The sequence below is a fragment of the Lysinibacillus sp. A1 genome (genome assembly GCF_000801965.1).
Lineage (GTDB): Bacteria > Bacillota > Bacilli > Bacillales_A > Planococcaceae > Lysinibacillus > Lysinibacillus fusiformis.
In genome coordinates this window covers 24,097-41,001 of the sequence record NZ_JSZM01000020.1, presented here as the reverse complement: position 1 = coordinate 41,001, position 16,905 = coordinate 24,097, and the positions used below count along the sequence as shown (strand labels likewise).

The following is a 16,905-nucleotide window of genomic DNA, read 5'->3' as shown; positions in this document are numbered from 1 at the left end:
ATAAAAGGGCTACTGCTTATGGGCAAGTAGCCCAGCTATCAATATTTATATGTTATTATTTAACCTTTACTGGCTCAGCAACAGCTTCTTCAATAAGTGATGATTGAGCTGCTTTATGAGAATCTGCATCCCCTTCAGAAGTTGAGCTCATTGCAGGACGACCTACATAGCGAAGCTTTTTACCTTCTGCAAGTTCATATAATGTTTCTAGTGCATAATTCCATGAGCCTTGGTTTTTAGGTTCTTCTTGTACCCATACGATTTCTTTTGCATTAGGATACTTAGCAATAATACCAGCAACTTGCTCTTTTGGGAATGGGTAAAGTTGTTCTACACGAACAATGTGTACGTGATCGAAACCTTCTCCATCTTTCACGCGATCTGCTAAATCGATCATCACTTTACCAGTACCTAATACAATACGCTCTACAGCTTCTGTTTTTGTACCTAAACCAGGTTGTTCAATCACTTCTTGGAATGAACCATCTGCTAATTGCTCAGCATTAGCTGCTGCTAATGGGTGACGCAATAATGATTTTGGTGATACAACCACAAGTGGACGTACACCTTCAGTGCCTAATAACGCTGCTTGACGGCGTAATAAGTGGTAGTAGTTACCTGCATTTGAACAGTTTGCTACAAACCAGTTATTTTCTGCTGACATTTGTAAATAACGTTCCATACGGCTTGAAGAGTGCTCTGGACCTTGGCCTTCATAACCATGTGGTAATAGAATCACCATGCCAGATTTTTGACCCCATTTAGAGCGTGCCCCTGAAATGAAGTTATCAAACATTACCTGTGCCATATTCGCGAAGTCACCAAATTGTGCTTCCCAAACTGTTAATACATGGCCGTTTTCTAGGTTGTAACCATATTCAAAGCCAACTACCCCTGCTTCAGTCAGTGGTGAGTTGTGCACTGAAAAGGATGCACTTGCACCAGAAATATGATGAAGTGGTGTAAAGACATTACCATTGTTTTTATCGTGAAGCACTAAGTGACGTTGTGAGAAAGTACCACGTTGTGCATCTTGACCTGTGAAACGTACTGGTGTGCCATCTTGGATAATTGTTGCATAAGCTAAAGTTTCCGCATGACCCCAGTCGATTTTCGCAGATGCAAATGCGTCACGACGTTTTTCTAAAATTTTGCCAAGCTTTTTCTGTGGCTCGAAGTTTTCTTCAAACACTAGAAGCTCTTCGTTAATTTTACCTAAACGTTCTGCTCCAACTGCTGTATCAATTTGTGGGAATTCAATTTTTAACTCTTCTGGCATTTCTAATTGATGATGCTCATCTTTTGAAGCCATTTCTTTTACATGATCATAAGCCGCTTGCATTTCTGCATAAATAGCTGTATCTAATGCAGCTACATCTTCAGTTGATACAAGACCTTCAGTTACAAGTGCAGCACCATATAATGAACGTACAGTTTCGTGTTTAGATACTAATTTATAAGTTTCTGGGTTTGTAACCGTTGGATCATCCGTTTCGTTATGACCATGACGACGGTAACCAACTAAATCAACGACAATATCTTTACCGAATTTTTGGCGGTAATTAGCTGCAAAACGACCAACTTGTGCCACTGCTTCAGGGCTATCTGCATTCACATGTACTACTGGTACTTCATACCCTTTTGCTGGGTCAGAAGAGTAAACAGAAGAACGAGAATCATATTGTTCAGTCGTGAAGCCGATCATATTGTTCGCGATAATGTGAATAGTACCACCTGTTGTAAATCCTTCAGTTTTAGCGAAGTTTAATACTTCAGTTACGATACCTTGACCTGGGAATGCTGCATCACCATGCACAAGAATTCCTAAGCCTTTTGTGCGATCATGAATCGCTTGACCTGGTTTTGAAGTGTCATCTTGCGTTGCACGTGTAGCACCTAGAACTACTGGATTGCCTACTTCTAAGTGTGATGGGTTGTATGCAAGCTTTACATTCATACCTGAATCACGGTTATAAGAAGCACCCATATGGTATTTCACATCACCTGTCCACCCTTTTGTAATTTCAAGGCGACCATTTTCTGGAATAAATAAATCATTTGATACATGTGCAAAGTCAGAGAACATCATGTCATAAGGTTTATTTAAAATATGTGTTAAAACATTTAAGCGACCACGGTGTGCCATACCAATACGTACTTTTTCAACACTTAGCGCTTCTGCAGTTTTAATGATTTCATCAAATAGTACAATTTGCGTATCTAAGCCCTCACCAGAGAAACGCTTTTGTCCTACAAATGTTTTATGGATAAATTTCTCGAAATTTTCAACACGCGTTAAACGATCTAATAAGGCTTTCTTTTCATCAGAAGAAAGTGCTTGTTGGAAAGAGCCAGATTCAATTTGTGCTTGAATCCAATTACGTTCTTCTGTAGCTACTACATGTTCATATTCAAACGCTACTTTATTTGTATAAATAGCTTTTAAATAGTCAATTGCATCCTTACCATTTTTCACGTTTGCTGGCACATCTTTGAAGAAGATTGCTGCAGGAATTTCAGCTAAATCTGCAGCGCTTAAGTTGAACGCGCTTTCTTCAATTTGAGCTGTTTGTAGTTCACGGTTTTTCAGAGGATAAATATCTGCTGCTAAATGACCGCGTGAACGGATTGCATCGGCTAATTTCACAGCGGCTAACACTTTTTTGTAATCGCCAGCAGGAGCCGCTGCTGTATGACTAGCTACAGCTACTTCACCTTCTACTACTACTGGTGCACCAAATTGTTGGAATAAAGAAACTAACTCCGGTTCTACTTCTTCAGGAGACTGTAAGAATAAGTCGTATTGCTCCATCACATATCCTAGGTTAGGACCAGAGAAAGCTGACCATGGAGAACTTACAGTTGTAACGTTGTTCGACATGAAAAATGACCTCCAAATTTTGCCTTTCGGCAGTTCCATTAATTAAATTGCAATTAATTATATAATATTTAGCCGTTCTTTAAAAGAATGTTTTACACTACTTTTCCATATTTTAAAGAACGTTTTTTCCATCTCAATCTTACTACTCTTCACAAAAAATACAACTCTTTTTAGCAAATTAAGCAATTTTTTTCGCAAAGGATAGAATAATGAAATAAAGCGTGCATTTTTCTTAATATTTTAGCGGGATCTTTAATGAGAAAACGGTTCCAATATTAACCTCACTCTTGACTTCTACCGTCGCATTATATTTTTCAAGCAACATCTTCGAAATACTTAATCCTAAGCCAGTTCCACCAATTTGACGGTTTCTTGCCTCATCCACTCGATAAAAACGATCAAAGATAAAAGGAATATTGTCTTTTGCTATTCCTATACCATTATCAGCAATTTCTAAACATGCATAATTTCCAGCAACTGAAATAGAAATTTGTATCTCAGGAATTTTTTCACAATAACGAATTGCATTTTCTATTATATTACGAATGATTTGACTTAGTGCATTTTCAGTTATAAATAAAAGACCCATTTCATCATTTTTCGACAGCAAAATTCGCGCTTTGGGGTGTACAAGCCTCATTTCATCGATAACAGCCTCAATCACCGATAGTGCATTTGCCTCACTCATCTCATCTTTTTCCTCACGTCTTGCAAGCTCTAATAACTCCTCAATCATTTTACGCATGCGAGCAATTTCTGTTAAGGAAGTATCGATCGACTCATCTAAAATAGCTGGATCATTTTTGCCCCATCTTTTTAGCAGAGAAAGATGGCCTTCGATAGCTTGGATTGGCGTACGAAGCTCATGAGAAGCATCTGCGACAAATTGTTGCTGCTGAGTAAATGAAATTTGCAGTTCATTCATCATGGCATTGTACATTTTCAACAAATCACCAATTTCATCGTGTGATGTGTAGGTTAGCTGTATAGGCTCATTAAAGCCTTGATCCATCACCATTTTCATGGAAGCACGTAATTCACGCAATGGCTTCATTAAATAATTGGCTAGATAATACCCAATAGTGCCTGATAACACTAATGCCCCAAGACCAGCGATGAGCATAGCTGTTAATAAATAATGCATGAGCGATTGAAAACCGTTGAGCGGATGGACAACTTGAACATACCCTTGAAAAAAACCTAGTCGTATTGGTTCATTCATGACCAGTACGTCCTGCTTATTAATGGTCGTCTCAAAAATCTCCTGCATGGAGCTAAGAGGTGCAGCATCTGAAGTATTATTGATACGCAAAATATCCACACCGTCCGCATTAAACATTCTAACAGTTTCATCTCGATCGACAATCGATTTGAGCAAACCAGTATTTTGTTGGATTTGTTGAATCGTAATATCCGGTCCCTGTGATTGTAAAAATGAAATAATATCCCTACTAGTCCGTTCAACCTTGCTTTCCTCATCATTTAAAAGCCATGTATGGAGAGAAATATAAACAACCACGCAAATAATCGTATAGCTTATAAAAATTACACTACTCGATGTGAGCATCCATTTTTTCTGCAGAGATTGACGACGGAGATACATCAGTAACTTGTTCATTCCCGCATCACATACCCAACCCCTCGAACCGTTTCAATATAGGCATTCGTATCACCTGGGAGCTTCGTCCGTAAATGACGTATATACACATCTACCACATTGGTCTCTATATCTGTATCGTAGCCCCATACAGATGTTAGTATATGCTCGCGTGTACAAACTCTATTTTTGTGTTCGATTAGTAGTTTCAGTAAATCATATTCTGTCTTTGTGAGGTCAAGTTTATTCCCTTGCACGAAAACTTCGTAGGCTGCGATATCTATCTCAATATCACGTAAACTTAAAAATTCACTATTTGCTGGCTCTTGCGTTGTTGCACGACGTAAAATCGTTCGAATTCTTGCTAATAGTTCTTCGATCGCAAATGGCTTGACGATGTAGTCATCTGCTCCAGCATCTAGGCCAGCTACACGATCCATAACAGCGTCTCTTGCCGTTATTAAAATAATAGGCACTTGAGATTGTGTCCTAACCCGCCGACAAATTTCAATACCATTGATGCCCGGTAGCATCACGTCAAGCAATAGCACATCAAATGCCTCTGTTGTTGCCAAAGATAGCCCCTCACGCCCTTCAAAGGCAACTGTCACGTCATAGCCTTCATGCTGTAGCTCTAGCTCGACAAAACGTGCAATATGCTTTTCATCTTCCACTACTAATATTTTCTTAGGCACATAATCACCTTCTATTCCGAAATAACGATGCAGGATTTTTATCCCTATACTGTTATAGCATAACATCAAATAAAAAGTCTGTCTCACAAGGATTAACTTGTGGACAGACTTTTTTAATGAGCTTCCGAAATAAAGAGATTATTTTTCCCAGCTTCTTTTGATTTATATAAAGCTTGATCAGCCAAATCCATTAATTCATCCAACGTTTGGGCATGATCTGGATAGTATGAAATTCCTATTGAAGCTGTTGGTGTGAACTGATGATCCTCAATCATCCAGCCCGCTGCTAATTCATCACGAATGCGACGAATAATATGCATAATTTGACTATGCCTTTTATCCATTTCTCTCGTTAAACCTGTTAGGATGACAAGAAATTCGTCGCCTCCTATGCGGATAACGATATCATGACTTCGGACGGTTTTGCTTAAAGCGTGACCAAAGCTCTGAATAAACGCATCCCCTGTATCATGGCCAAAGCGATCATTGACAGCTTTAAAATCATCCCCATCCAAATAAAGCATCGCTACACTTGCATTGTTTTCGTCGGCCTCAGCCAATATTGTAGGAAACTCATTTTGTAAATAACGGCGATTAGGGAGCTGTGTTAAAGAATCATGATAGGCCAGATAAAGCAAATCATTTTCCCTCTCTTTACGATGGGTAATTTCACGGGACACCATCATAATTTGAGAAACTTTTTCTCGATCAGGATCATGGACCACCGTGACATTCCCTTCTGTCCAAATAGGTGTGCCGTTCTTTGCTTTCAGTAAAAGTTCGAACTGGGTATCTGTTTGACCAGTAAAGTTATTTAAAAATGTTTGCCATTCATGCTGGCTTTCTGTATCAATAATGGCACTGTAAAACTGACCTTGTAGCTCCGCATTTTCATAGCCTAAATATATTTCATAGGATGGTGACGTATAAATAATGATTCCATCCTCATTTGTAATAACAATTAAATCATTCGTATTTTCCGTAATGAGACGGAAGGTACGTTCAATATTTTTTAATTCTGTGAACATTCTTTTCTTGTCTGTAATATCATAGTTAATGGTTAAAATTTGTTCAATCTGACCAAATTCATTTTTTAATGGAACAATGGTTGCCTCCACCCAATAATCAGCATGGTATTTTGTGCGATAGCACAGCTCTCCCCGCCAGATCTCTCCACTAGCAAGTTTGTCATTGAGTAATTGTAAAAAATTTTGTGTTTGGTACCGAGGCTTAAGTAACGCATAAGACTGCCCAACTAATTCCTCTTCCGTGTAACCTGAAGCTTGTAAAAACATCTCGCTCACTTCTGAAATATGGCCCGCACTATCTAAAATAGCGATGGCCGTAGCTGAATTTAATGCCGACTTAAACACTTCAAAGCCATGAGATTTCGACCGTAGTTCTGCCTTTTGCAAGGTGAACTGTGTGAAATCCTGCATAATAAGAAAGATTGCAAAGGAATTATCCTCTTGCATGACAGGTGATAGTGACAGTAAATACATGCGTTCTTGCTGGTCCAACGTCAGCAATTTTACAAACTTTCCATCAACGTTTTCTCCTCTAGCCGCTTGTTGTAAATACAATTTAATTTGCTGCACTTCTTCTTGTGGAACAATCGGTAAATCACTAAACATTTTTTGTTTGACGGCTTCATTATCTAATTGAAAATCTTCCATAAAGCTTGAATTCACTTCATAAATCATACCTTCAGCTGATAGCACAACGGTCGAAAAAAAGGCATGGTCGAACATGGACCGCATAAACAAAAATTTATCTTCAATACTACGATCATAGTGAATTTCCTTGGTAATTGCTAAAACATAGTCTTCCTGGTTATAGTGCAATGGGCGTACAGTTGTTTCATATTTACGAACCTCCGACTGCACATACGCATAATCTACATAGTCAACCTGTATATGTTCTGCAATTGCATGATGATAGTTTTTCTGAATGATCGAAAAATTTCGATTCGAGGTAACGGAGGAAAGCATTTTTCCAATTACATCGATCGATAACAGTTCTCGAGCTGCATTGTTTAAGCGAATATATTGAAAATCTTCCTCTACTTTTTTCATAAGAAAAACAAAATCATTACCAATAAATAATTCATTAAAAAAATCTTCGCTTAAAAGATACTCCATACTGTCACCTCCAGAAAAGGCCATTGCCATCATAATAAAAAACTATGTATATGCTTAATTATACGCAAAAACTAATTCTACTATTATAACATAAAAATAAAAAATTACCTTTCTAGAATTAGATAAATTATATCCTTTTAAGGATATTTTTGATAATTTAGCTATTTAAACATAAAAATATACTACTAAAGATTCACAAAATTGATTAATTATAGATAAAAGTGATAGAATTTACTTAATTTTAAATATGGAAAATAAATTGAATATTTCCATTAATTTATCAGAATTTACTGACTATTAAACTTAAAATTTTGTTTTTTATGTGCAAAATGATTGCATGAAACAGCTAGCATGTTATATTATATTTAAAAAACTAGTCTTTTTTCGGTATGGTCGAAATCAGTAAGACAGCGGGAGATTATGGAATATCATAGTTATAACGTCTAGTTCTTTGGGTTTTAATTCCAGTACGAATTTTAGTTTTCTTCTTTATGCTTCAACGGAATTGTTTTAACTACCCTAGTAAAGGAGGCGTTTCGTATGCTTAAACATCGAGACCTGCATGAATGTACAGAGCTTTATGAACTATTATCACACCCTTCTGTATTCCCTTTTGTCCGTCAGAAAGCCACATCCGCTGATGAATACTGGTTTATGACAAAGCAACTGATCGAAGAGGAAGCGAGAGGACTCGCTATCTCGAGGACCATCACTGATGACTGGGGTCAACCAATCGGCACCATTAGTATACACGATGTTGAGGACGGTGCAGGTTTTTTAGGAACGTGGATTGGACTCCCTTACCAAGGAAAAGGTTACAATCAAAAGGCAAAAATGCTTTTTTTGAATGAGTTATTTTTTGATTATAATTTCCATACGGTATTCCTCCGTATTCGTGTTGAAAATATAAAATCACAGCGTGCTGCGTTAAAATTACCCTATGTTGTGAGCGCTAATGAAAGTCATCCAACTTTGTTAGCTCAAGTAAATAGTGGTATGGCACAATTTGATTTATTTAAAATTCCAAAGGATTTATTCTACTTAACAACTGCTTATCAAATGCAAGAAGGCGAAGAGCAAGCAATGTAAGCCTATTAATATAAGAAGAAGCTATGAGGTGTTGTCATCATCGACATCCCTCATAGCTTTTTTAATGACTTTTATTTTTGATAGTTCAAAATTAATGACGCCATCTCGTCAGGCGTTTTTGGTTTTTGAGTTTTGGACATCGTTTCAACCATTTCCTCTTTACGCCCTGTTAGTGTATAAACAGACTTCATAAAGGATTCCTTTGTTAAAGCTTCTTCCTGTAACACTTCTGCATAGCCCTGCTTTTTAAATAAATTGGCATTTAATATTTGGTCCCCTCGACTTTTTTGGGCAGATAAAGGCACCAAAAGCATTGGTTTATGAAGTGCTAAAAACTCAAAAATAGAGTTTGATCCCGCTCGAGACACAATAAAGTCTGCTGCATGCATTAAATCAGGCAGCTCCGTCGTCACATATTCAAATTGTTTGTAGCCGGACAATGATTCTAACGACTCATCATAGTTTCCTTTTCCACATAAATGAATCACGTAAAACTGTTTTAACAGCTCTGGTAAATTTTTTCGAAGGGCATCATTCAGAACAACTGAGCCTAAGCTACCACCCATGACAAGTAAAACAGGCTTTAATGTTGTAAAGCCACAGTATGCTAATCCTTTTGCTCTTTCCCCTCTCAACAACTCAGGGCGAATGATGGAACCTGTACAAGTTGCTTTGTCACTTGGTAAATGCTTCAGTGTTTCTTCAAAAATGGTAAACACATGAGAAGCAAAAGGTAAAGCTATTTTATTGGCAAGCCCAGGTGTCACATCTGATTCATGGATTACGACTGGAACACCCGCCAGCTTGGCTGCCATGACAACAGGGACAGACACAAAGCCCCCTTTTGAAAATACAACTTGCGGCTTTACTTTTTTGATAATACGAAAAGCCTGCATCATTCCAGCAAGCACCTTAAATGGATCTGTAAAATTTTTCATCGAAAAGTAACGACGCAACTTACCACTTGCAATGCCATAAAACGGCACGTTAGGGAACGCCTCGCCAATCAATTCTTTTTCAATACCTTGTTCTGAGCCAATATAGTGGACATCATAACCTAGTTCAAGTAAAGACGGGAGTATCGCTTGGTTTAACGATACATGGCCAGCTGTCCCACCACCGGTTAAAATGATTGTTTGTTGTTTCACATGAATTCTCCTATTCCTTAAAAAACATTGTAGGTAGACTACTTTTTGTGTACAGTGTTCTATTTTACTATATGCCGACGAAAAGATATAGATGAAGCAATAAATTTTCAGCTTTTCTCTCTTTACATATGCTATACTTGTTCATTATGTTAATGAAGGAAGTATCATACATGTATCAAACATCCACTTTGAAAGAAAAATACGCACTACTTTTAAAAATGATCATCCCTATTTTAGTAACCCAAGTAGCTATCTACCTCGTTTCTTTTTTTGATGTGTTAATGTCAAGTCGCTATGGGACGGCGGATTTAGCTGGTGTATCGATTGGTTCCTCCATCTGGATGCCGATTTATACTGGACTATCTGGCATTCTCCTAGCCATTACACCGATTGTCTCCCAGCTTGTAGGGGCAAAAAAGGAAATGGATGCTAAAAAGGCTGTTCAGCAAGGCATTTATGTAGCCATTACACTGTCCATCATTATTTTCATTGGACTTTTCTTTGGCATCGATTGGATACTTAGCAAGATGAGCTTAGAAACATCTGTACATACTATAGCAAAGGGCTACATCTATGCGATGTGCGCGGGCCTTTTACCACTATTTTTATTTTTTGTTATGCGTTGCTTCATTGATGCACTCGGACAAACACGTGTCACGATGATCATTACCTTAATGACAACACCGATAAATATCGTATTAAATTACATCTTTATTTTCGGAAAATTCGGATCACCCGAGCTTGGTGGGATTGGAGCAGGTGTAGCCACAGCCATTACTTACTGGCTGATTTTCTTAATTACTGCTTGGATTATCGCAAAACGAGTGCCTTTCGAACGCTTCCGGATGTTTCACAATTGGCGCAAGCCTTCATGGCTGCAATGGAAGGAAATTTTGCTAATTGGTGTACCGATTGGCATTTCACTCTTCGCAGAAACAAGTATCTTTTCGGCCGTCACAATGATGATGAGTAATTTTAGCACAACCATCATCGCAGCCCATCAGATTGCGATTAATTTCACCTCCCTCCTTTATATGGTCCCCCTAAGCATTTCAATGGGTGTCACGATATTAGTAGGCTTTGAGATTGGTGCCGGTCGCATGCGGGATGCACGTACATATAGTTATCTTTGTGTTGGTACTGCCATCGTCTTTAGCTTTATTTCTGCTTGTATACTCTTTATTTTGCGTGAACCTGTTGCGCATATGTATACGACAGATAGCAACGTAATTGAATATGCTGTGCAATTTTTAGTATTTGCCGCTATTTTTCAGCTATCCGATTCTATCCAAGCCCCTGTGCAAGGAGCTTTAAGAGGCTATAAAGATGTGATGATAACATTTATTATGGCCATTATTTCTTACTGGGTAATTGGTTTACCAGTTGGTTATTTGCTTGCGACCCACACAGATTTAGGGCCTTTTGGCTATTGGATTGGACTCGTTGCAGGATTGACTACTGGCGCTGCTACACTATTGATTCGCTTGCTACTGGTTCAAAAAAGAGTGACTGTTGCCTAATAAAAATCGCCTTTCCTTTGTTCTAGGAAAGGCGATTTTTTTAACGTAAAACTCCTGTTCGAATGATTTTTACCTCCACTTTCGGTTTCAGTAATAAAGAGGAGAATTCGGTATGCCAATCTTCTTTAAACATGTTTGGATGATACGCCCGAATATGACGACCAACCCCTAATGTATCAGACTTTTGATTTTGAAGAATCCGCAACACTTCCTCAAACTCAGCTTGCATTTTTTCCTCTATCATTTGTTGTACGTCCTGAAAGATTTCATCCTTATATAAATGATCGTGCGGAAATTCTTCAACCTCCACATCAATGGTATAACTCATATCTATTGTTCGTAATTCCTCATTAACAGTCCATTTACGCTTCACCTTTAACACATCAACTGTAATTGGATTGACCTTCCCATCATTTTGCCACAGATAGCTCATTCGTGCTGCTTTACTTTTTTGATTCATTAATAGCAGCATCGTTAAGGATTGGGATGGTGTTAAGACAGTGCCGGTAAAGCTTCGTCCAGAAAATATAGCTAAGCCCCCTGCCACCGCATGCTTTTTATCTTCACTAAGTTGAAAATAAGGCAGAGCAATATCAATGGTCTGATCCAAAAGCATAGAACCCACTACTTGCAAATCGATCTTTGGAAAATAGGTATTATCCTCTGAACTTTCGATAAATCGCTGATAATAGCTCCCCGCGCTACCAGCAAGATCTTTTGTCAAATCTATAAACGGTTTAACATCACCTTCAGTAAGCGCGATTTTGATTGATATAGGATTTTGAGGGTCCCGAAAATATATATCCAACAGTTCATAGATGGACTCCCTCGCCGTACGATCAGAAATCAGAATTGTTGATAGCTCCGATAAATCAAGTGTTTGCTCCACTTTTAAATTAGCATTTGTCCGCACTTCACGAGGTGATAATCCTTCAGCCTCGATAATTTCCGTTTCTTGAGTCATTGAAGTTGGGTAGGCATAATATCCTTTATACGCTCCAACATAACCTTCTATCCCAACAAGCGTTACAACGGAAGAATTTTTATATAGTCTTTCATCCCAGCAGCCAGCTAGCAATAACATCGACAGGACCATTATGATTCCTTTACGAAACACTTTTTCCCCTCCATTTATTCCAACCAATTATGACGATAGGCAATAAAATAGTAAAGAAGATGAATACGTAGTGTAAAGAATTTTTGATAAACTCTATGCTTCGAAAATGCAGAACAAAAAGCGGTAGAATGGCTAGGAAAAGATGATACACAATAACACTTCTTTTCGGATGTTTCTGTTGTTTCATAAAATGAAGCACTCGGAAGGATAGCCCATAAATCATAATAGTAACTATCGACCAGGAAAGCCAAATATAAACGAAAAAAATATCAAGTCGTTTCACAAATGTGACTTCCTGTGATTTTAAAATATACATAATGGGTTCTGGTATGAGATTAATTTCATCCAAAGAGAAAAACATTTGCGTAAAAAGTACCGAAATAAAGTAAAAGACGAATATGACTAGCTGATAGGTCAATAAGGGTCTTCCCTTTACTTGTAACTCTTTTTGTAAAAATGGGCGATAAATAAGGTACATTTCAATGCCAAAATAGGCATAGATACTATGAATCAGGCCAGCTACTATTTGTTTTGTATGATTCCATTCAATCGGAAAAAGATTACTCCACGTTAAATCTGGTATGGCTAGCATGAGAAAAATCACAAATAGAAAAATAAGAGGAATGAGTAATACACCAATATTGATAACCGTTTCTGGTCTACTTAAGTTGGCATATAACGAAAGCGCTACTATAATGACAACAACAATCCACTCGGGCGTTTGTGGTAGCACCCACGATGCCAAAACAAAGCTCATATAGGCAATAAAGACAACGGTCACTAGTAGCCAATAGATTTGATATACCCAACGAAAGAAAGCATTTAAATAGAAATACGAGTAATACCGTTCAAAAAATAGGAGTAGGCCATAATGTATGGCACTCGCTATAATAAAAATGAACCATGAGCTATTTCTACTGGAAATCATTAACGGAGTTTGAAAGGCGATGTAGACAACTCCTGTTTGAAAAATAAATAATAGTAAAAAGAACTGAGCCTTAGTCAGGGAAACATTCATGGTGTATCCTCGTTTTTCGTTTGCTCATCTTTTGGTGGTTGAAACGATGTCACTTGCACGGTCGGTTTAATAAACGGCCAGCGTAGAAAAATTTTAAGCACTGCCTTCGGTTGAAAAGGAATGATAGGTGAAAAATAAGGCTGTTTTAAAGACGTTAAATTAATTAAATGAATAAGTAAAATGACAACTCCTACGACAATCCCTAAAAAACCAAACAAAGAGGCAAGTACCATAAATGGAAAACGGATCATGCGAATAGTACTATTTAACTCGACTGACGGGACAACATAACTAGAAATAGCGGTTAATGCCACAACAATGACCATTAAATTAGAAACTAATCCTGCACTGACGATAGCATCCCCTATGACTAATCCCCCTACGATTCCAATTGTTTGCCCTACCGATTGTGGTAATCGAATGCTGGACTCTCGAATTAATTCCATAATAATCTCTAGAATCAATGCTTCAATTAGCGGTCGATAAGGAATGTCATTCACGTCATTTTTCACTTGATTACTTAATTCCAATGGTAGCACTTCAAAATGAAAGCTTATAATGGCAATATAAAAGGCTGGTAAAAAAACGGCGGTTAAAAACGACAGAAGTCGAACAATTTTATAAAAAGAACCGACAACAACGCGACCATTATAATCATCTGGCGTCTGATAGAATGAAAAAAAAGTGACAGGAGCAATAAATGCGGTCGGTGAAATATCCGTCATGACCACAACCTTACCCTCCACTAAATTGGCTACTACCCGATCTGGATGCTCCGTATTTAACAATTGCGGAAAAGGAGATAACACAGAATCCTCCAGCGCATCACTTAATTGACCAGAGCTATAAAAATAATCAATTTGCAGAGCAGCAATCCGCTTCTCTATCTCTTGTAATGTCTCTGGCTTTATAACCCCATCCATATAAAGATAATACGCCTTTGATTTCGTTTGTTGGCCAATCGAAAATGATTTCACGACCAATGCAGGATTATTGACACGTCTACGTATTAACGCTAAATTGGTATCCACACGCTCAATTAGACCTTCATGTGAACCGCGTAAAATACTTTCGCTACTCGGTTCTTCGAGGTTACGTCGAACTTCATTCACTATAGTAAGCACCAGCATTTTTCCTGTATCAGGCAAGATAACGATGGTTTCTCCCTGACAAACTCGCTCAATCGCAAGGGGTAATGAAAAATTTTCTAATGTCGTAATTAATGTTTCACTCCAAAAAGGCTTTGCTGTATCTAAACGTGCATAAATTGTATCTAAAACTTTTTGAACTTCCTTAGCATCTACAAGAGAAGCGTAAAAGCATAAAATAGCTGTATTGCCTTCATGCCAATCTACCTGTCTGACTGTCAAATCAGAGGAATGGTAGAATGCTTTTTGCAGGCTTTTCATCATATATTCCACTCTATCCATAAAACGCCTCCTCTACTTGAGAGTATAAGCATTTTTCTCTTATTTCAAACAAGTTGATAACAGGATTCACCGGCATAAAAAAGATGCCCCGACGATTTTACCTAGGCATTTTACAAATAATTATTTTAGCTTTACCTGTCATCCCTCTTTGACATTTATACAATAAAAAAATGCCCTATAAGCCTAGTAGACTTATAAGACATTTTCGTTAACACATATCTTATTTTGTAATAAATTGTTGTGTCCAGTAATTACCTGATTTCACGTAACCTACACCAATATGCGTAAATTTCCCGTTTAAAATGTTAGCACGGTGACCAGGTGAGTCCATCCATGCTTGTACTACTTCTTGTGGTGAACGTTGACCTTGTGCAATGTTTTCCCCTGCACTTTTATAAGCGATTCCTAAAGCTTTCATACGATCAAATGGTGAACCGAATGTTGGACTTGTATGTGAGAAATAGTTATTAGATTGCATATCTTGTGATTTTTCACGAGCTGCCGCCATTAATTTATCATCCGTTTGTAATGGTGATAAACCAGCTTTTGTACGTTCAGCGTTCGTTAATTTTACTACCTCTTGTTCAAATGCGTTCACATCCGAAGTTGTTGTTGAAGGTGTAGAGCTAGTTGGTGGTGTTGCCGGTTTTTCGTTTTGTGATGATTGATTATTGTTTGGCGTAGTTGCCGTATTATTATTTGTTGTAGGCGTCTCTTTAGATGGTGTAGATGCCTGCGGGAATTGAATATTCCATTTATGATTGTTAGACCATTTATAATAAACTTTACAGTTTGTTGTTTGCTTTACTGAATTCCCCTCTGTTGTATTTGTAGCAGCAGAAGCTATTTGAATTGGAGCTGCTAAAAGAAATGTTGCACAAATTGCAGTTAGTGTTTTTTTCATGTTTGCAATTCCTCCTTCTATGCCATTAATCGTAAAGGATAATTTTCGTTAAATTCTTACCAGCATCTGCTAACTACGCCAACACGGAAATAAATACGCGAAAAATCGGGGTTTTTTTGCTATATTTCTTAGTAGGATTAACCAATCTATGAAATACTTACGTTTGAAAGTGGGTTGACACCCCTATAAATCTAGCAAATATTATCGTAAATTCACCATAAAAGTGAATCCAAAATGTATGCGCTATTCAATGATTCAGTTAGTCTAAAGATCCTTATTGAAAGCCGCCAGAATTGTGATATCACTAGTTCTAGTGGCTCTTCTCACTATTTATATTACAAACACATTACAAAAACGTTACATTCTCTTTACATAAAAATAAAAAAACCTGTGTAATCTACACATTGTCTAAATTGTGCAATAATCCACAGGTTTACATTTTCTTTATTGAATGCCAATGACAGGAAGAGACCCAACGTTTTCACCGATAATAACAAGTTTCGCTGGCATTTTTATATATTCTGGTAGCCATTGAACCATGCCATATGCATATTGGAACAGCATTGGATTTTTAATGCCGTCTATCGGCACATACCCTTTCATTCGATAAATTGTTTCAGGTAATGCACGCACCCATTCTTCAAATTGCTCCTGGGTAAATTCCATATCAGTGAATTCTACTAAGCGTGAGCCTAGTTGCATAGAGGCTATCGGCGCTTTCACAATATCAGCTTTATCCATTTGTGCCGTTGCCTTTAAGTTCTCTAATAATGACAGTGGTACTCGTCCATTGGTCGTTTGCAAAATAAAGGCATGGGGATTTAAGCCTTGTAGCTCATAGACTACTTGTGCTTGCTCTGCCTCTGTTAAAAGATCCGTTTTATTTGCTAATAATAAGTGAGCATGGCGAATTTGTTCCATAAATAGAGAGCGTACTTGTGGTGTCAGCGTATCACGGTGAAGCCATAGCTTTGAATCAGCCACTGTTACTATGCCTTTGACATTTAGCTTATCAGCAAACAATGGTGAATATACCGCATCTAAAGCCTCGACCGGATGGGCAGCACCCGTTGTTTCAATAATTAATACATCAAAATCACTATCTAATAGAAGAGATTGAATTTGTGCCTCTGTTTTTTCAGCACCTGAACAGCAAATACAGCCTTCTAGCATCTCTTTGAGCGGAATATCCTTTTCCACGGCCTGTGAGTCAAATGGTAGCTTCCCCAGTTCATTCATAATAACAGCGGGCTTTAAATTTTTCTCCTTTAGTTGGCGAATCACATCTGTCAGCATCGATGTTTTACCACTTCCTAAAAAGCCACTAAATAGGTATACATCCTTCATTCTTTTCTTCCTCCTATA

The 16,905-nt window shown here is 37.8% G+C and carries 12 protein-coding genes; 2 read left to right on the top strand and 10 right to left on the bottom strand.

Translation table 11 applies throughout. The features are described from left to right. Window positions 1-55 precede the first annotated feature (55 nt). The 4 genes from PI85_RS16380 to PI85_RS16365 form a co-directional block, all read right to left on the bottom strand. On the bottom strand, window positions 56-2,881 hold the full coding sequence (locus PI85_RS16380) for a 2-oxoglutarate dehydrogenase E1 component (RefSeq protein ID WP_036125741.1): 2,826 nt from the start codon (window positions 2,879-2,881) through the stop codon (window positions 56-58). Window positions 2,882-3,113: 232 nt separating this feature from the next. Further along, a complete protein-coding gene (locus tag PI85_RS16375) occupies window positions 3,114-4,499 on the bottom strand; it encodes a HAMP domain-containing histidine kinase (RefSeq protein WP_036125739.1) in 1,386 nt (461 codons plus the stop codon). Further along, a complete protein-coding gene (locus PI85_RS16370; protein ID WP_036125737.1) occupies window positions 4,496-5,173 on the bottom strand; it encodes a response regulator transcription factor in 678 nt (225 codons plus the stop codon). Before PI85_RS16370 ends, PI85_RS16375 begins: the two co-directional genes overlap by 4 nt. A 113-nt stretch (window positions 5,174-5,286) precedes the next feature. Then, a complete protein-coding gene (locus PI85_RS16365) occupies window positions 5,287-7,314 on the bottom strand; it encodes a diguanylate cyclase domain-containing protein (protein ID WP_036125734.1) in 2,028 nt (675 codons plus the stop codon). A 540-nt stretch (window positions 7,315-7,854) separates the two neighbouring features. On the opposite strand from PI85_RS16365, the gene PI85_RS16360 reads away from it, so the two are divergent. Continuing rightward, window positions 7,855-8,403: a GNAT family N-acetyltransferase gene (locus PI85_RS16360; protein WP_036125733.1), complete on the top strand. Its 549-nt coding sequence runs from the start codon at window positions 7,855-7,857 to the stop codon at window positions 8,401-8,403. Window positions 8,404-8,474: 71 nt separating this feature from the next. Here PI85_RS16360 and PI85_RS16355 read toward each other — a convergent pair whose 3' ends face one another. Further along, the gene (locus PI85_RS16355; protein WP_036125730.1) at window positions 8,475-9,551 is read right to left on the bottom strand and encodes an undecaprenyldiphospho-muramoylpentapeptide beta-N-acetylglucosaminyltransferase; all 1,077 of its coding nucleotides are present in this window, start codon (window positions 9,549-9,551) and stop codon (window positions 8,475-8,477) included. A gap of 170 nt (window positions 9,552-9,721) precedes the next feature. Between PI85_RS16355 and PI85_RS16350 the strand changes: the two genes are divergently transcribed. Continuing rightward, a complete protein-coding gene (locus tag PI85_RS16350; protein WP_036125728.1) occupies window positions 9,722-11,071 on the top strand; it encodes an MATE family efflux transporter in 1,350 nt (449 codons plus the stop codon). 40 nt (window positions 11,072-11,111) lie between these two features. Here the strand turns inward: PI85_RS16350 and PI85_RS16345 are convergent, their stop codons facing one another. The 5 genes from PI85_RS16345 to PI85_RS16325 all read right to left on the bottom strand — a co-directional run bounded on the left by PI85_RS16345 (window position 11,112) and on the right by PI85_RS16325 (window position 16,887). Further along, on the bottom strand, window positions 11,112-12,188 hold the full coding sequence (locus PI85_RS16345; RefSeq protein WP_036125725.1) for a Ger(x)C family spore germination protein: 1,077 nt from the start codon (window positions 12,186-12,188) through the stop codon (window positions 11,112-11,114). Beyond that, a complete protein-coding gene (locus PI85_RS16340) occupies window positions 12,178-13,206 on the bottom strand; it encodes a GerAB/ArcD/ProY family transporter (RefSeq protein WP_036125722.1) in 1,029 nt (342 codons plus the stop codon). Before PI85_RS16340 ends, PI85_RS16345 begins: the two co-directional genes overlap by 11 nt. Beyond that, window positions 13,203-14,636, bottom strand: coding sequence for a spore germination protein (locus PI85_RS16335; RefSeq protein ID WP_036125718.1), 1,434 nt, complete (start codon window positions 14,634-14,636; stop codon window positions 13,203-13,205). The genes PI85_RS16340 and PI85_RS16335 overlap by 4 nt, the downstream gene beginning before the upstream one ends. Before the next feature lie 220 nt (window positions 14,637-14,856). Then, the gene (locus tag PI85_RS16330) at window positions 14,857-15,540 is read right to left on the bottom strand and encodes a CAP domain-containing protein (RefSeq protein ID WP_025115403.1); all 684 of its coding nucleotides are present in this window, start codon (window positions 15,538-15,540) and stop codon (window positions 14,857-14,859) included. Window positions 15,541-15,984: 444 nt separating this feature from the next. After that, window positions 15,985-16,887: a CobW family GTP-binding protein gene (locus PI85_RS16325; protein ID WP_036125715.1), complete on the bottom strand. Its 903-nt coding sequence runs from the start codon at window positions 16,885-16,887 to the stop codon at window positions 15,985-15,987. Window positions 16,888-16,905: the final 18 nt, after the last annotated feature.